This is a genomic window from Pseudoflavonifractor phocaeensis (genome assembly GCF_016901735.1).
Classification (GTDB): domain Bacteria; phylum Bacillota; class Clostridia; order Oscillospirales; family Oscillospiraceae; genus Pseudoflavonifractor_A.
The window spans coordinates 22,835-43,735 of sequence record NZ_JACLZC010000006.1; the positions used below are offsets into that span (position 1 = coordinate 22,835).

Sequence of the window (20,901 nt, forward strand, 5' to 3'; positions counted from 1 at the left end):
TTTCTATTTTACTTACAATTTTTAGAAAAATACGGAAAGAGGATGTCTTGTCATTTGATTCCCCAAACCTTATAATAAGGTCAATGAAAACAAACGCGGAATGGAGCTGAAACAGGAAACGTACCACATGCTGGCGAAATAGGCGGTATGAGATATGATTAAGATTTTAATTGTGGAAGATGAGAGACCCATCTCAGAGCTGATCCGCCTCAGTCTGGGCAAGGCGGGCTATGCCTGTAAGCAGGTTTTTGACGGCACACAGGCTGTGGAATGCCTGGAAACGGAAGAATTTGACCTGATCCTGCTGGACGTGATGCTGCCCGGACTGGACGGCTTCGAGCTGATGGACTACATCCGTCCCATGGACATCCCGGTTATTTTTTTGACGGCTAAACGGTCGGTAAATGACCGGGTAAAGGGGCTGCGGATGGGCGCCGAGGATTATATCATCAAGCCCTTTGACGTGGCCGAGCTGCTGGCCCGGGTGGATGTGGTGCTCCGCCGCTATCAAAAGACCGACTGCATGTTTGAAATGGCCGGACTGACCATTGATACCCGTTCCATGCGGGTATCGCGGGACGGCGCGCCGGTCAATCTGACCCCAAAGGAATACGAGCTCCTCCTTCTGTTTGTCCGGAATCCCGGCGCGGCCCTCTACCGCGAGACCATTTACGAGCGGATCTGGGGCGGAGAGTTTGACTTCAAGAGCAAAACCGTGGACCTCCATGTCCAGCGCCTGAGAAAAAAGGTAGGGTGGCAGGATTGCCTGCGGGCGGTCAATAAGGTGGGCTACCGCCTTGAGGTGACGCCCCGATGAAATTTCGTACAAAGCTGACGCTGTGCATTCTCTGTCTACTGGCGGTGCTCTTCGGCACCGGCAGCACCGTACTCATGACCGTCACGTTTCAGGACAGCCTGGAGCAGGAACGGGTCTCGGCGGTGGGGGTGTACCAGACCGTGCTGGACGCCCTGCGCATCGCCAACAACTTCAGCGTGCAGCCGGGCAGCGGCGATGTGGAGGCCATTTTGGAACAGCTCGCCCGGGGCACGGGGGTCTCCTGGAGCGCCATCCGCCTGAGCGCCGGGGAGGAGGTCGTCTACACCTGGGGCGATCAGGCCTCCTCCTTCACCGGACCCGGGGAGGCGTTGGACGCTTCCCACTGCGTCGTCACAAGCTTGCCCGCCCAGGACGGATATTTTTTGCAGGTCTCCGGCCTGCTCGACGTCTCCGGTACCGAAATGCGGCTGGATATCGCCTATGACTGCACCCGCGCCTATGCCATGCGGGAGCGGCGGGAGGAGAACTACCGCGCTATTTTTCTTTTCATGCTGGCCGCGGGGACCGCGCTCTCCTATCTGGTCTCCTGGCTGCTGACCCATCCGCTGACACAGCTGGCCCAGACGGCCCAGCGGATCGCCGACGGGGATCTTTCCTGCCGGACCGGCCTTCACTCCCGGGACGAGCTGGGTCTGGTCTCCGCCAGGTTCGACGAGATGGCCGAGCGGGTGGAAGCGAATGTAACGGAGCTGAAAGAGGCCATCCAGCGCCAGGAGCGCTTTATGGGCAACTTCTCCCACGAGCTGAAAAATCCCATGACCGCCATCATCGGCTATGCCGACCTGATCCGGCGGGGCGACCTGTCCCAGGAGGAGCTGGCCGCCGCCGCCGACTATATCTTTTCCGAGAGCAAACGGCTGGAGCGCATGTCCCTGAAAATGATGGACCTGCTGGCTGCCGACGCCAAGAGCGTCAAGCTCTCCCCGGTTTCCCCGGCGCGCCTGGTGGAAGAAGTGACCCGGCAATGGCGGCTGCCCCTTCAGGAGGAGGATATCGACCTCTCCTGCGATTGCGAGGAGGGGGAATGTCTGCTGGAACCCGATCTGGTCCGTTCTCTGCTGATAAACCTGCTGGACAATGCCCGAAAGGCGGTATCCGGCGGGGCGCAGATCCGCATTACCGGCGTGATGACCCCAGACGGCTGTCAGCTCTCCGTTTCGGACAACGGATGCGGCATTCCCGAGGAGGCCATTCCCCATCTGACGGAGACCTTTTACCGGGTGGATAAATCCAGAGCGCGCACCATGGGCGGGGCGGGACTGGGCCTCTCCTGGTGCAAAAAAATCGCCCTGCTCCACCAGGGCGACATTTCCTTTGCCAGCAAACCGGGACAAGGGACCTGCGTCACCGTAACGCTCAGAGGAGGCCGGACATGAAGGCAAACATTTGGGCCGCTGTGTCGGCGGCCCTGCTGCTGCTCAGTTTTTCCATGCCGGACTTGGCGGAGCTGCTGGGCAGAGAACAATCTGTGCAAAATCAATATGAGGTCAGCGGTGTGTTGCCGGAAAATCTGGCGCTCTGGAGCTTTGAGCAGCGGCTGCAATACGCCTCCCTCCCCGTGGAGCTGATACGGCTCACCTCCCCCGAGACCATCAAGGGCAAACAGCACACCGCCGGCGAGATGGAGGCGGCGGCCCGGAACTGGCTGGACTCCATGATCGACGCCGGTCTGCTGGCCCGCTGCGCCCAGGACTGGCAGGCGAAGGAAGCGGAGCTGGTGTTGATTACCGCCAGAGAAAGCGCCACGCTGGACCATCCCGGCCAGCTGAAAAATTACTATGTCTGGTACTGCGTTATGGCGGATGCGGAAAATACCCTGGAAATGCTGCTGGATGACGAGACGGGTAAGCCCCTTTTTATCCATTACGGCGTGGCGTGCGGCCAGGCGGACACCGATTGGGCGGCGCTCCGATGGGCATCCTGGTGTGAGGAGACATATGGGCTGACTTTTCAGAACCGCTGCAGCACCTGGCGGGAGGAGAACGGCGACACCGTATATAAACTCTCCTTTCTGAACAGCATCGGCAGCGAGATTCCCCTTTATTATCGCAGCGGCAGCTCTGGTTTTTCCTTTCAGAACATGATCTCCGATTGACAAGGGAAGTGTCGGCTATGAAACGGCAGGTGATTTTTGCAGGCGTGGCGGCAATTTTGTCGCTGTCCCTTCTGCTGCCCTCCATGGCGGGGCGGATCTTCGACCGGAACAGCGCGGCTGCACAAACGCTGTATCAGGCAGAACCCGCCGTCTTTGACCAGCTGAGCTACTGGGACTTTTATGACCGGCTGGAACACGCGGACCTGTTTATGACCCAGACCGATATCCAGGCCGGCCACCAACACATGACGGAGGAAGCAGCCACACAGGCGGCGTTCCAGGCCGCGGAAGCCATGGAGCAGGCCGGGATGATCGACAGCTCCCCCAAAACCATGGAGGTGACCCTCCTGTCCCCCCGGCTTTTGTCGGCCAAGGTGTTCCATTACGAAAAGGGCGCCATTATTTCCCGGATTTTTTATGGCTGGTACTGCGCCTTTGCGGACGGAGCCGGCGGACAGTTGGAGCTGCTGCTGGACGACAAGAGCGGAAATCTCCTGGCCATGGCCTACCGGGCCGGGAGCGGCCATTCTCTCACCCAGGTCCAGGCCCAGGAGATGGCGCGCCGTGCGGCGGCATTTTGCCAGGGCTACTATGGGCTGGAACTCTTGGAGCTCCTGCCGGCCGACGCGAAAGAGGAGGGCGCTTACGCCTTCACCCTGTATCTGGAACGTGAAGGGAAAGCCTCTCTCGCCCTTTCCCTCGTGGTCAGAGCCGACGGGCTGGGCCTTCAATAGAACCACCCTTTTGCGGATGAGGAAAAATTATGAAACGGTTTGCTTTCGTTGCCCTTTGCCTTTTGTTTGTGCTCTCCGCCTGCGGAGCGCCGACCACCGAAAAGTCTCTCTCCGAACTTGCGGAAGCGCTGGCGGCCAGCCAGCCGGAGCCGGAGGTCTATTTCAATCAGCTCACGCCCCAGGATGCGTTATACGAATTGAAATTGCAGAACTCCTACCATCTTGACATAGATTATGTGGAGGACGGGATTATTCTCTACGGCTCCGGCATGGAGGCCTATGAAATCGCGCTGTTTCTCCTCCCCGCCTCCGCGGATCAGCAGCAGGCAGTGGAGGCATTGCAGGGCTATATTTCAGACCGGACCGCTGATTTTTACGGCTACGCGCCGGAGCAGACGGCCTTGCTGGAGCAGGCGGCGGTGGAATCCGCCGGCCGGTATGTGGCGCTTTTGATCTGTGCGGATACCGACGCGGCGCAGGCAGCCTTTGCCGATTGCTTTGACTATACCGCCGGGACAATCCTGCCGGCGGAGCCATCGGCGGAATTGGACGAAAACGGGTATGTGGTCTACCGACAGCCGGGAGAGGCCGATATGACGGTATATGATACCGGCGGGATCGTATCCGCCTATCGTTCGGGGGAGGACGCCGCTCTCTCGGAGCAGGACAAGGAAATCCTCCGCGTCTGTGAAGAGGCCATTTCGGCGGTCATCCGTGAGGGTATGACCGATTATGAAAAAGAGCTGGCCATCCATGACTGGATCATCCAGTGGGCCGATTACGACCGCGGGGCTTTTGCGGACAAGGCAGGGGAAAACGCCTCCAATCCCTACGGCATCCTGGTGGACCGGAAGGGCATCTGTCTGGGATATGCCACCACATTCGATCTTTTCATGCAGCTTCTGGACATCCAGACCCAGCTTGTGGTGGGCGCCTCTTTTCATTCCTCCGAGGATCACGCCTGGAATATGGTCTTGCTGGACGGCGCGTGGTACTGCGTGGATGTCACCTGGGACGACCAGATCACCTGGGATCAGCTGTCCGAGCAGGACGCAGCCATTGAATGGCAGGCCATGGACCACGCCCTGCACCAGTATTTTAATGTGACCAGCGAGTTCATGCGCCTTTCAGACCATCAGTGGGACTACGACGCGGTACCCGAAGCCACCGAGACAAAATACGCCTATCCCCATTCGTAATCCTCCTCCCGGCGGACGCTGGGGCACGGCGTCACGGCTCTTTTTCCCCGTTGAGCCTGGAAATCTCCCGGTCGATGTCGTGGGTCAGCTTTGCCAGCGGGGACGCGCCCAGGGCGTCGGCGTCATAGCGCTTCATGTAGAGCAGCCGGCGGGCCTCCTCCCTGCTCTCAAACAAATCAGGAAAACTGTCCATGAGCGCATCCAGATAGGCGTCGCTGAAGATATACCGCTGCTCAAAGATGTCGCATACATAGGCGTTGTGGCTCTGCCGGTACAGCACATCTAGGCCGAACTTCCGGATGGAGGTTTGGACGCGCTTTTCATAGTCCGGGTCGCTGACCGGACCGGCGGCGGGGTCCCGCTGGATTTCCACCGCAAAGTCATCCGGACTGACCATCTCTCCCATCAGATATCCCGCCGCCGACTTTAAGGTCGTATGGAACTGGTACCGCGCCCCAAATCCCTCCAAATAGGGATAGAGCACAGAATCGTCATCGTCCCCTTTTCTCAGGTTGCAGTTTCCGCAGGCGGGGACCAAATTGGGCAAAGTCACCGCAAACCAGGGATATTTGGATTTGGAGCGGTAATGATCCACCTGATTCTGCCGGTGATAGGACCCATTGCGCCCTTTGGCCGTGGTGGTAAAGCTGCGGTTGCAATAAGGGCAGACCTCCACCCCCATCAGCTGCACCAGCTTGGCAAAAAGGGGCTTCCTGCTGAAGCGCGCATAGGGGAATACCGTTGTCAAAAGCAATTGCACCCAATCGGGATCTGCCGCGAATTCCAGATGATGGACCTGAATGGTCTGCCCGTCGGTCTGGGTGGTAAGCAGCTCGATCAGATGCTCACGCCGGACGGCGCCCTTTTGGTAGAGATAATCGTGCAGCTGCGGGCTGACCAGTTCGATCAGCTCCTCCAGGGTATTGGGGATTGGAATGGCGGCTTTAGAGAGCTTTTTCTTCCATCCTTGTGTAATTTTCATGGTTTTGTCCGGGGCGTCGGGATATACTTTTTCTTTTGTCCGGTCTCCGTTTTTGTAATAATAGAAGCCGTCCTGGTCTTTGGGCAGATAATCTTTCGGCTCAAAGGGCAGGGTTTTATATAAGAGAAAATAATATACCGCCCAGAGCGCTTCCGCCCGATCCCCCTCCCACGGCCGCGGAATCTGGATCATGGCAGCGTCTCCCCTCCGTTCTCCAGCTCGTAGAGCTGCCGCTGCAAGCGGGCAATCTCCTGGCTCAATTCCTGCTTTTTCCGCTCCCTGCGCTCCGGGTCCCGTCTCCGGTCAAGGCGCGCCAGGGCAGCGGCAAGCTCCTCCTCCAGCTTGCCCCGCAGAATGCCTTTGGGCAGGTATCGGAGGGTTTTCTTCCTGTGCCCTTCCAGACGCCGCTCCCAGTTGTCCAGCGCTCTTTGGACGCCGTGCGGGTCCGTCTGAGGCGAAAGCTCCAGCGCTTTGACCGTTTTGACATCCTCCAGGATGTCTTTTATTTTCTTCTGGGCCAACGCGCCGACGGCCCCCTTTTGCAGATAAAATCCATCCTTGAGGATGGTATAGAGATTCTGCCCAAAGGGCTGTAAGGCGCTGTTTTGCTCCACGGTGACAAAGCCGTCCTTGTCCTTTTTCAGGTAGAGCACCGCGGCGGCGGGAAAGTCCCCCAGCATCAGGGGGGAATGGGTGGTCATAATGATCTGAATGTCCCGGCAGGCGCTGTTCGTCCCCCGATAATAGGGAGCTTGATAGAGGCGCGGCAGATACTCTGCCAGTGTGGCCACAAACATCCGCTGCCACTCCGGGTGAAGGGACAGGTCCGCCTCATCCAGAAAAAGAAGCACCGAGTCACAGTCACATTCTTCCCCATTCCGGGTATGATTGACAATGGCTTCCTTCCGCTCCGCCCGCGCGGCTTTCCGCACGGATTCCGCTGTGATGTACTCCGCGCTTTCTTCATCATAGGAAGCCCCATTCAGGAGATATCGCAGCTTGGTAAAGATGCGCAGCAGAATGCTTTCTCCGCTGCTCAGTCCCCAGGAATAGGTGACGAAATAATCGCTCCGGCTGATGGCGCGGTTCAAATCCACAAAGCGGATCATCAATTCCTGTAAAATCGGGTCCAGACGGTCGCCCAAAGCAATGGTACATTTTCTGTTTCTTTGATAGCTCCAGTATTTGCGGATATGTTCTCTGTTGTTCCAGAGGAATATGATATACTTCCTGCAAGCTTCATAGTGGTTTTGGAGCTCCGGATGCTTTTGAGGCGAAAAGACGGAGCGCATGGTTCGGATGTAGCTTGACGGGTCATCAAAGATTTCAGGGAGCGTCGCGTTCGCCACAGCTTCGTCCCCCAAATTCCGGCGTACCATTTCCAAAAAATTAGCCACGCAATTCAGGCTGAGTTCAAAGATCACTCGATACTTATTCTGCACATTATAATGGAATTGGCGGTATTTATATCCCCACTCCTTGATTTCATCCATCAAATATTGTTCGTCATGGCTCTTCAAAACACTTTTCAAATGTTCAATAGCAGAGCGGATCTCCAGCTTTAATTCCCGCGGAAACGGTACGGGGTAGCCTTGCTCCCGCATCTGAAGCAAAAGCATTCTCTGATTGCGGTCAAATAAATAACGGGCTTGCTGATAGCTCTCAAAGGTAAAATAGGTGTACAGCTGCTCCTCCAAAAGCCGTTTTTGGGAAGGAAGGGTGCTGGCCTCCTGCGCTCCCAGCATACCGGCAAGCAGGGAGCAATCGTACATAGGGGCCGTATAAATAGCTTGGTCGGCACTTCGGATGTTTCTGGTCTGCTCCATATCCGCCATAGATACGGTATTGGAAAAATAAACTAATTTTGTTTTCCTGAGGGGACCCGGCGCCTCTTTACGGCATTTGAAATCAGATGTATCTATCTCCATCCCTTGGGAATGGAAAAGGTATAACTGCTCTTTCCCATCCTGCATCAGGCAGATAAAATCAAAGGGCAGTTTTTGGGGGGTGCCCTCATACAGCGCCGTCAGCGCTCTGGTCATGGCGTGGAGCAGCGTGGTCTTGCCTGTGCCGTTTTCGCCTACGATGGCCGAGATGTTGTAGAGCCGCTCGTCCCCCCAGAAGCCCGGTTCAATTTGGGCGTTTTCCTCGCGCTTGGTACGGTTCAGGCGATAGTAACCTTGATTGCCCCCAAGCCGTTCCAGGGTATAGACTTCCCCGACGCCAAAGTTCAATTCACACCGCTTATGGCCCCGGTATCCCTCCGGTCGCTCTCCGTTTTTTGTAAAATCCAGATAGAAGTAAAGCAGCCTCATGCTTTGTCCTCCTCGGCGGGCCGCCGTCTCTCTTCCACGGTCCGCCCGATATCCCGTATGGCCGCGGCATAAAAATCGTCATAATCGGTGGCTGCATCCGCGCCCGCAGTGCGTATTTCCGCGCCGTTTGCCTCCAAAAGCAGGTGGCGCGTCTTTCTCTGGGGGTCAAAGGGCGGTTTATCGTAAAAGTATACCTTTCCGTCCCCATTGTGCTCCCGCTGCTTGCGGCGGAGGAGCCACCAGAGGTCAAACTCACATTCGTCAAACCCGAAGCCCAGAATATACACGTCGCCAAAGAGAAACAGGCTGGGCCAGGAGAAAAACGGCAGTTCCCCCTCCGCGCCGGCCGCTCGCTTTCCAATCTCCTGGCAGCACCCCACGATTCTGGCCAGCAAACGGCCGTAGCGGTCATGGCCCAGTATGATCCCCTGGGGAACGCTGCTCTCGCCGTGAATGTGCCAAAGTGCGGTTCCCTGCGGCCGGTCGGGGTCCGGAAACCAATACCCTGTGTGCAGCCGGTACTGCACCTCCCGCTTTTTGCCTTCCTTCTCCGATGCCTCCCGCAGGTCAAAGCGGAATTTGGAGCGGGTCCCGCGCTTCTCAAAGCTGCGGCGCGGGAAAAAGGCGTGTTCCAGGCAGTAGGAATAATTGGTGGTAAACACATGGTCCATATGAAGTTCCGGCAGCTGTTCCAGCAGGGGATTGCTGGTATGTACCATCTTTTTCATGGCCTTGGCCAGGCGCCGCTCCTCCTGCAAAATATCCCTGCGTTCCATGGGATTGGGTACCTGGAAAGGGGTGGAGAGCAATTCATAGCGCAGGGGAAAGGGCAGGTGTTGGGCTTCGCCCATCCCCCGCTTTTCCGGCAGGGTCAGGTCCCGGACCAGCTCTTCCCAACTGCGCTGTCCGCTTTTGTACTCCAGTCCATTTCCGATGAGTAAAATCTGCCCGCGCCCGGGTCCGCGGAGGGGATAGCGAAACGCGATCTGCTGCTCCATGTCACTTCAGCCCCCATTTCTCTGATGGCAGTTATTGAATATTTTCCATTATACCATGGTTCAGCAACATATGCGTTGCCAAAAGAATGAGAGTTCTCTATTTAGTCCAATGCGCCTTGGGTCACACATGATACCCAAGGCGCATTTTGTAGTCCTGTTTATAGGGGATCGTCCTGCAATCCCGTCCTTAGAACGCTGCCGGTACGTCTCTTCGTTTGTATTTCCTTCCAACGGCAAGCCATCCAAAGAGCAGCGCCATCCCCAAAAGCTTGACCGGCGCCGTTCCGTCGCCGCTCCATCCCTCCAGATAGAGGGTCACGGGCATCAGTTCCATCACCGGCTCCAGCGTTGGGACCAGCAGTGCGGCGTCCAGAAAAACCGGCGAGAGCAGAACCCCAGCCGCCGCCGCAAAGGGGAGCAGCACCGGCAGTATACGCCAACAGCGCCGCCCTCTGGCCAGCAGCAGCGCCAAAGCCCCCAGTGCCAGCAGGTAAGGCAAAAGCATGGCCGCTGCCCGCCACGCCCTGTCCAACAGCAGCATCCCCACTGCGGTAAATAGAAAAGGCGGAATCAGGTTACCCAGCAGCCTGGGCAGCAGCACCGCTGCCGGACCTTGCAGCGCCAGCAACCGTTCCGCCTGGGCGCTCTCCTGCCAACGGCCCAGATCCACCGCGGCGGATAGGGTCCACACCAGCAGCAAAACCGCCGTCAGTCCCAAAAAAATTCGGCTGGTCCCCTTCTCTGCCAGAGCAACCGGTTCCAGTTCGGTCCCGTCCAGCGTCTCCATGGTTACCTCCACCCGACGGTCCTTCGGCAGCAGCGTCTCCAGGCATGGGCGCAGCGCCTCCAGCGCCGCTTCCTCCACCAGCGACCGGTCACGCAAATAATCCTCGGCGATCTCAGGCGCGCTCAGCTCCAGCAGTACCGCCGCTGTTGTCTCCCGGACCAGCGGATATACCGTGGAACCGGGACCGGTAATCAGCGTAATCAGCTTCTCAAATTTTCCAGCCTCCAACCGGTCCTCAAAATCGGACCGTAAAATCAGACCGCAGTCCCATCTGCTGACGGATACCTTCTGGCGCAGCGTCTCCTCGTCTGTCAGGCAGAAGCGGATCATCTGGTTTTCCCGAGACGTGAGCCGCGCCCAGAACCGCTCTCCTCCCGTCTCAGGCAGCACCACGCCCACTGTTACGATCCCTGCTTCCTCCTCTTCTGAAGCTTGCCGTACCGCCACGATACCCAGCAAAAGTAAGAGCAAAAATGCCCAGGCCTTCCACCGGCGCAGCGTTCCACGCAGCTCCAGGACAAGCGACATCCAAACATATCTCATTCTTCCCCCTCCAGGCAGCGGCGGCGGTACAAAAAAACCGTGGGGATCAGCAGTCCGGCCGACACTGCCACCAGAACCAACGCCGGCGGGATGTCGGCGGGAGGGTCCATTCCCACGGCCGCCAGCGCCCGCATCCAGGTAATGGGCGAAAGCCCTTCCAGCGCCCGCACACCGTCTGGTAATAATACCGGCGGCAGCAGTCCGCCTGCCAGAAACAAAGACGCAACGGAAATCAGGAAGGACAGGCCCGCACAACCGCTGGTCTGACGGGTCAGCAAGCCACAGAGCGCGGTATAGACCGCGCAAAAAAATCCGCAGCATAAAGCGGCAACCAGAGCCGGCAGCGGCGCTTCCCCCGTCAGGAGAAGCGCAAGCCATAAAAGGCCTCCTATCTCTGCGGCACACCCCGTCAGACTGGCAGCCAATCCCGCCCAAACGCCCCGCTTGATCCAACACAGCCGTCCATAGTTCCTGGGCCAGGTCCCCTGATAATTCCAGGCAAATACCGGGGCCAGTGAGAGCAACAGCCAGCAAAAGAGGCTGAACATATAATGTTCCCGAATGGACAGTGCCCCTGTGGGTAAGATTCTTTCCTCCGCCACAACGGACAGCCGGTTTAAGATCCACTGTACATAGCGGAGATTGATCTCCATGACCACCTGTTCTCTGGGCAATCCCTCCAGCTGTCCCGCGTCGTAGAGATCCAGTACCGCATAGATGCCCGCCTGAGCGGCGGAAAGGGTATCCGCAGCACTCTGTCCCACCCAAAGGGTGAGCAGGGACTCCAGTGGCCGTTCCCCCTTCACAATGATCTGGACCGGCGGATTTTCTCCCCACTGTACGCCCTGTATAAATCCCTCCGGCAGGAGCAGCACGGCGTCCACCGTACCGTGGGACAAGGCCTCCCTGGCCTCTCCCTCTTCCATCGCCACCATCTCGCAGTAGCTCCGAATGTCGTCCATATTTCCCATATACTGTTGGATCAATTGAGGGGTCTCGTCTCCCTCCGGCGCGGCCACCGCCAGGGTCAGGCCGGAAAAAGACACTCCGTCGGTAAGCAGCGCTTCCGCCACCCGGCCGCCCAGGACGGAAAACAGCACGCACAGAAGGGAAAGCCCTGCCAGCAGCGGAAGCTGCCGGCAGAGCCTGCCCATCGTCAGGCGGAATGAGACCCAAAAAAGTGTCAACGCGCCCATATCCGGTTCGTTCCTCAGAAGAGAGCCCACAGGACGTCCTCAATTGCCGGAGTCTGCATGATGACATCATATGCCCAATTCTCCGCGTTCTCCTCGATCTCCCATTGGATTCGCTCCACGTCGTCCATGGACATATCGGACAGCATCCGGGCGCCGGTGGCGCCGGTGCTGGTCTTTTGGTAATCGCCTATGGAGCAGTTGATTTGCAGGTTGGCCAATTGACTGCCGTACTGATAGAACTCCACGTCCTCCAGCTGCAGGTCCATGCTCTTGCTTCCCCCATTGAGCTGGCCTCTGGCCTCTACGGAGAAGTCGTCGTCCACGTCAAGGGTCCAATAGAAGTTATCATACTTTTCCTTGGGCTGATATTCCATGTGGGACGTGATCTCACCCGCCAAATCGCCATAGTTGTAAATTCCGATGGTCGTATTGTCGGTATACCGGCCGGAAGCGCCGGTATGGTTGCCCGTGGACTCCAACAGGAGCATACCATTGTTCCGTTGGAACATTAGGCTGAAATCATCGGCGTAGTTTTCTCCCCCTCCAAAGTAAACGCCCAGCTCCATTTCGTCCCCGTTGAGGTCTTTCTCCCAGTGCGCGCACAGCAAATAACCGTCCTTGAGATAGACGTCCATCTCCACATCGCCAATGACCTTTACAGCCTCGGTGAGCTGATTGAACAGTTCCGTGTACGACATGGACTCTCTGACATCGCTTTCTATGTACATGATGTCGTCCTCTGTGGCCCCCGCAGCCCGCATCAGGTCCAGCACGGTATCGGTCAGATCCAGGCTCCCCATGCCGTGCGCCATCCAGGAAAAATACTTGCGCAGGGCGCTCTCCGGAATTACTACCCTGTATTCGTCGCACTCCACACCATAGCCGTTGACCTCGATACGGTCCTTACCGCGCTTTTCCACCTCGATGGATTCCAGAAGCGTCTTTGCCCCCTCCGTATCCATCTGAAAAAGCTGCTGATATTGCTCGGAGTAATCAAAGAAATTGAAGCCCACCTGGTCGTAAGCGCTGCCGCTGCCGGTCATTGCCGCCAAGTCCCGGCCCAGCGTGGCTGTATCCACGCCCAAGGCATTGTCTCCCAACAGTTCCGGGCTGTAAATACTGACCACCGAGTCATCCATATCCCAGTATAAATGAATCAGATCTGCGGAACCATAGGATAACTGCTGTGCAACGGTAATCTGCCTGCCCTTTGCGTCATAATCCACGCCGATCTGGTACCCAACTCCCTCCAGAAGCTCCAAATCATAATCGTCGGCCTCCTTGAGCTCCACGGCCAGATCCACACTGAAGGCGTCCCTGTTTTGCGCGGCAAGCAGGCCCATTTGTTCCGCGCCCGCTCCGTAGGCGGAGACGGTTTTCTGCATCGCCTTAGCCACCTTGATCTCAGGGCTATCCAGTACGCCGCTGAAGAAAATACCAAGGCCCACACACAGCACCAGCGCCGCCGCGCCGCCGCCGATGGCCAGTGGTTTCCAGTTGAATTCTTTTTTCTTCTGCGTGTTTCCTCCCGTACTCACATTCTCCCACTGGCGCACAGTCTGTTTCTGGTCCGGCTGCTGGGGTGAATTGTTGTAAACCGTCCTATGTTCAGATGTTTTCCACGTTTGGGCCGGCGCATTGGCGGACGTCATATCGGCGCCGCAAAAATCGCAGAATCTCGCCCCATCCATCAATTTTTTCCCGCATTTTTTACAAAACATAACTCCATCTCCCTCTGCGCTAAAATCGTCATATTTCCATGTGCTCTTCTTCCATACTGCCCCATCGGGCATGTCCCTCTTCCAAGCAGAGGCAGCGGTCACACAGCCGCTCCAGCTCCTCGGTATGGTGGGTACACCAGACAAGCATGCCGCCCTGATGCAAAAACAACTCCATCCAATCCAACAATACCTGTCGGTAGGCAAGGTCCAGACCGGTGGTGGCCTCATCCATTACCAGAATCTCCGGCTGAGCCAACAGTCCCATGGCAATGCTGACCCGCTGGCGCATACCGCCCGACAGGGTCTGGATCCGCCGGCGGAGAAGCGGCTCCAAGCCCATCCGTGCGGTGATTTCTTCGGGCAGCGGTCCGCGCAGTCCGCAAGCGGCCTGCCACAGTTCCAGCTGCTGCCCCACGGTCAGACCTGGGGACAGCTGGTCCGCTTGCGGCACGTAGCCCAGATGCCGCCGCAAAAACTGTCTGTCCCCCAAAACATCCTTGCCTCGAAAGAACATCCGGCCGCTGTCAGGGCGCTTGACCTGTGCCAGCAGCCGCAAAAGAGTCGACTTTCCGGAGCCGTTCGGGCCGACAATCCCTATGCTTTGGCCCTCATCCAAGCAAAAGCTCACCGGAAACAGTACCTGTCTCCCCTCATAGGACTTGCTGATCTCTTTTACCTCAAACATATAAATATCCCTGTTTTTCCGGTATTTTTCTATCTTTTCATTATTATACCATTCTTCTGTACCTTTTCAAGCACATCCGCTTTATCCCATACTTTTTGGGTGCGGTGCTGGGCGCACGCAAACTCAGCCTTCTTTGCCGGTTCTCGGCTCCATGGTATAGCCGTTTATGGTCAAGTGGGCCACCTGGGCGCCCCGGTCGTCGGTGACCTCCACGGCGTAGAGGCAGGTGGTACGGCCAGCCTTCAGACAGCGGGCCTCGGCGATGAGCCGCTCTCCCCGGGCCGCCGACAGAAAGGTGACCGACACCTGCTGGGTGACGGTGACGCGGCTGCTGTGTCCGTTGGCGGCCACGGCAAAGGCGAAGTCCGCCAGCGTAAAAACCGCCCCTCCCATTGGGATGTTGTTGGCGTTGAGATGGACGGGCCGGATGGGCATGGTGCAGACGGCATGGCCCGGCTCGGCCTGTTCAATGGCCGCGCCGGCGGCCTCGGTGGCAAACCGGTCCCCGGCAAAGCGGGCCCGGATCTGGTCAAGCGTTGGCATATCATTGCGCTCCCTTCTGCATTTTCTCTGTTTTTTCAGTTTATCACAGGCATGACGGAATCGGAAACTTCTTTTTCGCCAAGCCGGAAGAAGGCTGCGGCTTTATGCTCCACGGTATGATATCCTATCCTTATCGGATCAGGCCGCTTTTCTGCGCCCAACATAAGAGACCGAAAGGCTGTAAAATTCCCTCAACAGCTGGTATAATGGCTCTGACACCGTGCGCCGATGTACCAACGCAGAAAGTGAGGCAGCCAGTATGAAATCATTCCAGGGGGTTCGCTTTCCCCTCTTTGTCGCCGTTCCCCTGATCCTGACCCTATCCCTCCTCTTCTCCGCCCTCCTCTTCTGGGTCCAGGGACGGCTTTCCGGCGGTCCCCTGCTCCTGCTTCTCCTGGCAGGGACCCTGTTTTTTTTCCTGATCGCCATGGGCTGCGGGGGATTTTGGGTCTATCAGGACTGTAAACTGCGGGGCGAAGAGCCGGTTTTGTGGGTGCTGCTGTGCGCCCTCTCCTACTTTCTCATTCTGCCGGTCTATCTCTTCCGCCGCCCCAAGCAACGCGCCCTCTGTCCGGAGTGCCGCCATCCCCTGGCCAAGGGGGACCGCTTCTGCACGGTGTGCGGCGCATCCGCACAAAATCCCGTTGCTCCGCCCAAGCACCACCACAGCGCCTATTTTCTCACCGCCATTTTGAGCTTTATTCTGAGTATTTTGTGTCTTGCGGGCTTTGTCTACACCTTCTTTTCCTTTGCCGGCGATTTGATCGACCAGGGCCGGCAGGACGTGACAATCCTGTCCCAGGAGTCCCTGATCGGCGGGGTGTGGACCGTCTCCTTCCATCGGACCAGCGACGGCTACACCTTTCGGCAGGACCTGACCCTCCCCGCCGACGGAGCCCCCGCCCTCCAGGTGGACGCGGCTTGCGGGACCGTGCCGGAGGGAGCCAGCCTGGAGCTCCGTCTGCTGCAAGGGGAGACCGCCGTGACCCTGGATCTGACGGACCTGTCCCAGCCGCTGGTCTATCCGCTGGACAGCTTTCAAAGCGGCGTGCTCTCCCTGGAGCTCCAGAGCAACGGGGTGGAGGACGTGTCGGTCGTCGTTGCGCTGCAATCTTAAAAACGCGCCGGACGGGGCAAGATGCCCGGTCCGGCGCGATTCTTTTTGCTTTTTTTAGTTCTGCCAGCAAATATCCTGGTCGGTGCGCAGGGGAACGGCCACCAGCTCCGTCCCCGCCATGGCGGCGCGGTCCATGGTCACGGCGGAGATGCGGCTGTTGCCCTCGGTCTTATAGTAATAGTCCACCCGGTCCGGCCCGGGACACAGGCAGCAGGCATACAGGGTCCGGTCCAGCTCCCCCGTTGGGGTGCGCACCGCGCCGGGCGTCATGGCCACCCCGTCCAGCACATGGAAAAACTGGGCCAGGCGCTGGTCCGGGCTGTCTGTCCAAGGGCTGTTCCACTTATAAAAGGCCGCCCGTATAAAGCGGGACGCCGGCGAAGGATCGCCGGGCAGCCCCAGGCTGCCCATCCCCTGCCCGAAGGGAGAGAGGGACAGGTCCGGATGAAAGCGGTTCTCCGGCGCGGCGGCGGTGAGGTTGAGATACTGCCGGAGATTGGTCAGGTGGAAGTCAAAGGGCGGGTTGTTGGTCAAAACCCCCACCGGGTCCTCATAGACCCGCAGTCCGCCGGCCATGGGCTCCAGCACCAGGGACGTTTTACCGTCGGACAGGTGCCAGTGGAGGGGCGCCAGCGGCAAACCGGGTGCAAAGGGCTCGTCCAGCAGCCGGAGCCGGTCCAGAAGCGGCTCCGCTTCCGCCACCGAGGCGCACTGCCCCAGCAGCCAGGGAATGAGCTCATAGGGAGCTGCCTCCAGGGCGCCGTCGTCCACATGGGGAAAGTAACAGGCGTTGCCCGGAAAGTTGAGACCCGCCATATATAATCCCTTCTCGTTGACCGCCTCGGCGTAGAGGGGACAGCCCCCCGCCACATGGGCCATACCGATCATGGCGCAATGGGCCTCCTGCCGGGGAAGGCAGCGGAAGGTCAGAGGAACACCCCGGGGCGTCAGGACCACCTGTTCCCCAAAAGATGCTTCCAGGTCCAGGTTCCGTCCAAAACACGGATACCGTCCGGTAAAGGCCAGGCTGGTACACATACGCTTCCCTCCTCTCTCCCCTAGTCTGTCCGATGAAAGGGCGGTTTAGTCCAGCTTGGGCAGGAGGCTGGCCATTTCCAGGGCGGCCATGGCGGCGTCGGCGCCCTTGTTGCCCGCCTTGGTGCCGGCCCGCTCGATGGCCTGCTCAATGTTTTCGGTGGTGACCACGCCGAAAAGCACCGGCACGCCGGTCTGGAGGCCGGCCTGGGCCACGCCCTTGGAGACCTCGCTGCACACATAGTCATAGTGGCTGGTGGAGCCGCGGATCACCGCGCCCAGACAGATGACGGCGTCATAGTTGCCGCTCTTGGCCAGTTTCAAAGCGGCGATGGGGATCTCAAAGGCGCCGGGCACCCAGGCCAGGGTGATGTCGTCGCTGCTGACGCCGTGGCGCACCAGGGTGTCCTCCGCGCCGGAGATGAGCTTGGACACAATGAACTCGTTGAACCGGGACGCCACAATGGCGAACTTTCCGCCGGAGACATAGGAGCCTTCCAAAACTTTCATGATGATACCTCCAAATATGATAGAAATTACACTTCGTCGCTGAGAATATGGCCCATTTTGACCTTCTTGGTGTGGAGATAGAAGGCGTCGTCCGCCTGGGGGGCAATCTCGATGGGCACCCGCTCCACGATCTCCACCCCGAAGCCGTCCAGGCCGTAGACCTTGTCGGGGTTGTTGGTGAGGAGGCGCAGCTCCTTGGCCCCCAGGTCCTGGAGAATCTGGGCCCCGATCCAGTACTCCCGCAGATCGGGGGCAAAGCCCAGCTTTACGTTGGCCTCCACCGTGTCAAAGCCCTGCTCCTGGAGCTCATAGGCCTTGAGCTTGTTGATGAGGCCGATGCCTCTCCCTTCCTGGCGCATATAGAGGAGGACGCCCCGGCCCTCGGCCTCGATGCGCTCCAGTGCGGCGGAGAGCTGCTGGCCGCAGTCGCAGCGGCAGGAGCCGAACACGTCGCCGGTGAGGCACTCCGAGTGGACCCGGCACAAAAGGTTCTTGCCGTCCCCGATGTCGCCCTTGACCAGGGCCACATGGTGCTCGCCGGTCAGGTCGTTCACATAGCCGTAGATCTGGAAGGTGCCGAAGCGGGTGGGCATTTTGGCGCTGGCCTGCCGGACCACGTGCTTGTCATGGCGGCGGCAGTAGTCCTGCAGATCCTTGATGGTGATGACGTGGACCCCCCACTCCTCCGCCTTCTGGAGAAGCTCTGCGGTGCGCATCATGGTGCCGTCGTCCCGCATGATCTCGCAGCACAGACCGCACTCCTCCAGTCCGGCCAGACGGCACAGGTCCACCGTGGCCTCGGTGTGACCGTTGCGCTGGAGCACGCCGCCGGGCCGGGACACCAGGGGAAACACATGGCCGGGACGGCGGAGCTGCTCGGGTCTGGTGGCGGGGTCGGCGCAGGCCCGGCAGGTAAAGCCCCGCTCCTCGGCGGAGATGCCGGTGGTGGTCTCCACATGGTCGATGGAGACGGTAAAGGCGGTCTGATGGTTGTCGGTGTTGACCTTGACCATCTGCTCCAGCCCCAGCCGGTCGGCCACGGCCTTGCTCATGGGGGTGCAGATGAGGCCCTTGGCGTGGACCGCCATAAAGTTGACGTTCTCGGTGGTGGCGAACTGGGCGGCGCAGATGAGGTCGCCCTCATTCTCCCGGTCCGGGTCGTCGATGGCCATGATGAGCCGCCCCGCCCGCAGATCCTCCAGGGCGGTCTCGATGGTGCTGAATTTCTCCTTCATAATCCTTACTCCTTGCTGTCAAAAGCCGTATTTGGACAAAAATTCCATGGTGATGCCGGTTTCCTTGTGGGGCTGCAACAGCTTTTCCACATATTTGCCGATGATGTCGCATTCCAGATTGACCTTTTCCCCCACCCGCTTTTGGAGGAGGATGGTCTGGGCCCCGGTATGGGGAATGATGGAGACGGAAAAGTCCCGCCCGGTGACGGCGGCCACGGTGAGGCTGACGCCGTCGATGGCGATGGAGCCTTTTTCCACAATATAGCGCAGCAGCGGCGCGGGGGTGGAGACGGTGATCCACACGGCATTGTCCTCCCGGCGGAAGGAAGCGATGGCGCCGGTGCCGTCGATGTGGCCCGAGACGATGTGGCCGCCGAACCGGCCGTCCGCCGCCATGGCCCGCTCCAGATTGACGGGAGAACCGGAGGACAACTCCCCCAGCGACGACCGCCGGAGGGATTCAGCCATCACGTCGGCGGTAAAGGCGGTGGGAGTGAGACCAGTGACGGTGAGGCAGACCCCGTTGACGGCGATGCTGTCCCCGATTTTGCTCCCCTCCAGCACGGTCTTGGCCTGGATGGTGAGCTGGGCGCTTTTGGCCCCCTGGCGGATGGCGGCGATGCGCCCCATCTCTTCTACGATTCCGGTAAACATGGCACATAGCCCTCCATGAGAATATCCTCGCCCAGCCGGGTGACGGCAACGTCCCTCAGGCGCACCGCCCGGTCCATGGTGGGAAAGCCCGCGCCGCCCAGCGGTGTTTTGGCGGTCTTTCCGCCCACCAGCTTGGGGGCGATATAGGCCTGTACTTTCTGTACTACCCCGGCCTCCAGAGCGGAAAAGGCCAGCTCCCCGCCGCCCTCCACCAGCACGCTGTCGATGCCCCGCGCACCCAGGCGGACCATCAGGTCGGCCAGATCCACCCTGCCTTCCTTCTCCTTACAGAGCACAATTTCCGCGCCAGCCGCTTCCAGCGCGCCGGCGTTTTCGTTTTTCTCCACCGCGGCCAGAAGGGTGGGCACCTCTTTGGCCGTGCGGATGAGCTGGGAGGAGACCGGCGTGCGCAGACGGCTGTCGCACACGATGCGCACCGGATTGCGCCCCCCCTCCATCCGGCAGGTGAGGAGGGGGTCGTCGGCCAGCACGGTGCCCACCCCCACCAGAATGGCGGACAGCCAGTTGCGGGTCTCGTGGACATGGGCTCTGGCCGTTTCGCCGGTGACCCACCGGCTGTGGCCGGTATAGGCGGCGATTTTGCCGTCTAAGGTCATGGCGTATTTGAATACCACAAAGGGCGTCTTGGTCTGGATGTAGTGGAAAAAGACCTCATTGCACCTGTCGCATTCCTCTTGCAGCACGCCGGTCTCCACCTCCACGCCCCGGTCCCGCAGAATCTGTACGCCCTTTCCCGCCACCAGCGGGTTGGGGTCCATGCTGCCCACCACCACCCGGGCAATCTTATGCTCCAAAATGGCGTCGGTACAGGGGGGCGTCCGGCCCCAGTGACAGCAGGGCTCCAGGGTGACATAGAGGGTCGCCCCGGCCGGGTCCTGGGTACAGGCGGCCAGGGCGTTGCGCTCGGCGTGGAGGCTCCCGCATTTTTGGTGCCACCCCTCGCCGATGACCCGGCCGTCCTTTACGATGACGCAGCCCACCATGGGATTGGGGCTGACCCGCCCCATCCCCCGCTTGGCCAGCGACAGGGCCCGGGCCATCCATTGGGTATCTTGCAACTGGGATCACCTCGCAATGAAAAAAGTCCCGAAAGTCGCAGACTCTCGGGACATACGCGGCAAAAAAATTCTGAAATACCAACGGCATTTCAGAAGCAGCAAACAGACGGAACGGGGGCCTCCCCACTCCGCATCTTCTTCTTTCATCCAGACTTTACTGTCGGCTCCGGAGTTCCACCGGATCATGCGTCTCTCCCCAAAACGGGGGGAGGTCGGCTCGCGGGCTGTACCGCCGGTAGGGAATTGCACCCTGCCCTGAAGAATCTGATTATTCGGTTTTCACAGAAGCACCCTTCTGTATAAGCCACAGTATACACGCTTTTTCCAAAAATGCAAGTCCTTTTTGCCCCGTCTCCCTGCGCCGCACGGGAGCAGCGCGAGATGGCGTCCTTCGAGAAAGACACAAATAAAAAATACATCACACGCAAATAAAATTGTTTGAAATTATTTTTTGAAATGTAACCTATATGTAACCGCGCCCGTGTATACTTGCCTCATCCAAAGAGAACAAGGCAGCAACGGAGCTGCCAAAGAAAGGTGTAGATGTCAAACGGCAAACCGCCGGAAACGGCGGGACGCAAAGCCAGGGGCCTAACGCATTCCAGCTATGGCAGCCCGGCCGCCTTCTATTCCGA

At 59.0% G+C, this 20,901-nt stretch carries 19 protein-coding genes, 1 pseudogene and 2 riboswitches; of the genes and pseudogenes, 6 read left to right on the forward strand and 14 right to left on the reverse strand.

What is annotated here, in order from left to right; all coding sequences use genetic code 11:
• The first annotated feature begins 154 nt into the window (after positions 1 to 154).
• Genes H7U37_RS02495 through H7U37_RS02515 form a run of 5 tightly spaced genes read left to right on the forward strand, consistent with a single transcriptional unit; the run spans position 155 to position 4,866 of the window.
• Entirely contained in the window at positions 155 to 817 is a 663-nt protein-coding gene (locus H7U37_RS02495; RefSeq protein ID WP_204873336.1) for a response regulator transcription factor, read from the forward strand.
• Entirely contained in the window at positions 814 to 2,214 is a 1,401-nt protein-coding gene (locus H7U37_RS02500) for a sensor histidine kinase (protein WP_204873338.1), read from the forward strand. The genes H7U37_RS02495 and H7U37_RS02500 overlap by 4 nt, the downstream gene beginning before the upstream one ends.
• Complete coding sequence (locus tag H7U37_RS02505) at positions 2,211 to 2,933, forward strand: hypothetical protein (protein WP_204873340.1); 723 nt, start codon at positions 2,211 to 2,213, stop codon at positions 2,931 to 2,933. The genes H7U37_RS02500 and H7U37_RS02505 overlap by 4 nt, the downstream gene beginning before the upstream one ends.
• A gap of 17 nt (positions 2,934 to 2,950) precedes the next feature.
• A complete protein-coding gene (locus H7U37_RS02510) occupies positions 2,951 to 3,667 on the forward strand; it encodes a hypothetical protein (RefSeq protein ID WP_204873342.1) in 717 nt (238 codons plus the stop codon).
• A 29-nt stretch (positions 3,668 to 3,696) separates the two neighbouring features.
• On the forward strand, positions 3,697 to 4,866 hold the full coding sequence (locus H7U37_RS02515; protein ID WP_204873344.1) for a DUF4358 domain-containing protein: 1,170 nt from the start codon (positions 3,697 to 3,699) through the stop codon (positions 4,864 to 4,866).
• 31 nt (positions 4,867 to 4,897) lie between these two features.
• On the opposite strand, the gene H7U37_RS02520 is transcribed toward H7U37_RS02515, so the two are convergent.
• From H7U37_RS02520 to H7U37_RS02555, 9 genes and pseudogenes are all read right to left on the reverse strand, one after another.
• On the reverse strand, positions 4,898 to 6,040 hold the full coding sequence (locus H7U37_RS02520) for an HNH endonuclease (RefSeq protein ID WP_204873346.1): 1,143 nt from the start codon (positions 6,038 to 6,040) through the stop codon (positions 4,898 to 4,900).
• Positions 6,037 to 8,163 carry an AAA family ATPase gene (locus H7U37_RS02525; RefSeq protein ID WP_204873348.1) on the reverse strand — a complete coding sequence of 709 codons (2,127 nt, stop codon included), beginning with the start codon at positions 8,161 to 8,163 and terminating at the stop codon, positions 6,037 to 6,039. Before H7U37_RS02525 ends, H7U37_RS02520 begins: the two co-directional genes overlap by 4 nt.
• On the reverse strand, positions 8,160 to 9,161 hold the full coding sequence (locus H7U37_RS02530; RefSeq protein WP_204873350.1) for an SIR2 family protein: 1,002 nt from the start codon (positions 9,159 to 9,161) through the stop codon (positions 8,160 to 8,162). Before H7U37_RS02530 ends, H7U37_RS02525 begins: the two co-directional genes overlap by 4 nt.
• Positions 9,162 to 9,348: 187 nt before the next feature.
• Positions 9,349 to 10,491 (reverse strand): hypothetical protein, encoded by a 1,143-nt coding sequence (locus tag H7U37_RS02535; RefSeq protein ID WP_204873352.1) that lies wholly within the window; start codon positions 10,489 to 10,491, stop codon positions 9,349 to 9,351.
• On the reverse strand, positions 10,488 to 11,687 hold the full coding sequence (locus H7U37_RS02540) for an ABC transporter permease (RefSeq protein WP_204873353.1): 1,200 nt from the start codon (positions 11,685 to 11,687) through the stop codon (positions 10,488 to 10,490). The genes H7U37_RS02535 and H7U37_RS02540 overlap by 4 nt, the downstream gene beginning before the upstream one ends.
• A 14-nt stretch (positions 11,688 to 11,701) precedes the next feature.
• Positions 11,702 to 13,225, reverse strand: coding sequence for a hypothetical protein (locus H7U37_RS02545; protein ID WP_243414208.1), 1,524 nt, complete (start codon positions 13,223 to 13,225; stop codon positions 11,702 to 11,704).
• A gap of 120 nt (positions 13,226 to 13,345) precedes the next feature.
• Positions 13,346 to 13,480, reverse strand: a pseudogene (locus tag H7U37_RS16410) (zinc-ribbon domain-containing protein); the annotation flags it as partial.
• Positions 13,437 to 14,093 carry an ABC transporter ATP-binding protein gene (locus tag H7U37_RS02550; RefSeq protein WP_204873355.1) on the reverse strand — a complete coding sequence of 219 codons (657 nt, stop codon included), beginning with the start codon at positions 14,091 to 14,093 and terminating at the stop codon, positions 13,437 to 13,439. The gene H7U37_RS02550 and the pseudogene H7U37_RS16410, both read right to left, overlap by 44 nt.
• 123 nt (positions 14,094 to 14,216) lie before the next feature.
• Positions 14,217 to 14,636 carry a PaaI family thioesterase gene (locus H7U37_RS02555; protein ID WP_204873356.1) on the reverse strand — a complete coding sequence of 140 codons (420 nt, stop codon included), beginning with the start codon at positions 14,634 to 14,636 and terminating at the stop codon, positions 14,217 to 14,219.
• A gap of 259 nt (positions 14,637 to 14,895) precedes the next feature.
• On the opposite strand from H7U37_RS02555, the gene H7U37_RS02560 reads away from it, so the two are divergent.
• Positions 14,896 to 15,753, forward strand: a complete 858-nt coding sequence (locus H7U37_RS02560; protein ID WP_204873357.1) for a zinc-ribbon domain-containing protein — start codon at positions 14,896 to 14,898, stop codon at positions 15,751 to 15,753.
• A 54-nt stretch (positions 15,754 to 15,807) separates the two neighbouring features.
• On the opposite strand, the gene bsh is transcribed toward H7U37_RS02560, so the two are convergent.
• The 5 genes from bsh to ribD are packed head-to-tail and all read right to left on the reverse strand — an operon-like array spanning position 15,808 to position 20,266.
• Positions 15,808 to 16,791: a choloylglycine hydrolase gene (gene bsh / locus H7U37_RS02565; RefSeq protein ID WP_204873358.1), complete on the reverse strand. Its 984-nt coding sequence runs from the start codon at positions 16,789 to 16,791 to the stop codon at positions 15,808 to 15,810.
• 45 nt (positions 16,792 to 16,836) lie between these two features.
• The gene (gene ribH / locus H7U37_RS02570) at positions 16,837 to 17,298 is read right to left on the reverse strand and encodes a 6,7-dimethyl-8-ribityllumazine synthase (protein WP_204873360.1); all 462 of its coding nucleotides are present in this window, start codon (positions 17,296 to 17,298) and stop codon (positions 16,837 to 16,839) included.
• 26 nt (positions 17,299 to 17,324) lie between these two features.
• Entirely contained in the window at positions 17,325 to 18,533 is a 1,209-nt protein-coding gene (locus H7U37_RS02575) for a bifunctional 3,4-dihydroxy-2-butanone-4-phosphate synthase/GTP cyclohydrolase II (protein WP_204873362.1), read from the reverse strand.
• Positions 18,534 to 18,551: 18 nt separating this feature from the next.
• The gene (locus H7U37_RS02580; RefSeq protein ID WP_204873364.1) at positions 18,552 to 19,187 is read right to left on the reverse strand and encodes a riboflavin synthase; all 636 of its coding nucleotides are present in this window, start codon (positions 19,185 to 19,187) and stop codon (positions 18,552 to 18,554) included.
• Entirely contained in the window at positions 19,169 to 20,266 is a 1,098-nt protein-coding gene (ribD, locus tag H7U37_RS02585; RefSeq protein WP_204873366.1) for a bifunctional diaminohydroxyphosphoribosylaminopyrimidine deaminase/5-amino-6-(5-phosphoribosylamino)uracil reductase RibD, read from the reverse strand. Before ribD ends, H7U37_RS02580 begins: the two co-directional genes overlap by 19 nt.
• Positions 20,267 to 20,397: 131 nt before the next feature.
• Positions 20,398 to 20,533: riboswitch (FMN riboswitch) on the reverse strand.
• A gap of 275 nt (positions 20,534 to 20,808) precedes the next feature.
• Positions 20,809 to 20,893, forward strand: a riboswitch (cyclic di-GMP riboswitch).
• Positions 20,894 to 20,901 lie beyond the last annotated feature (8 nt).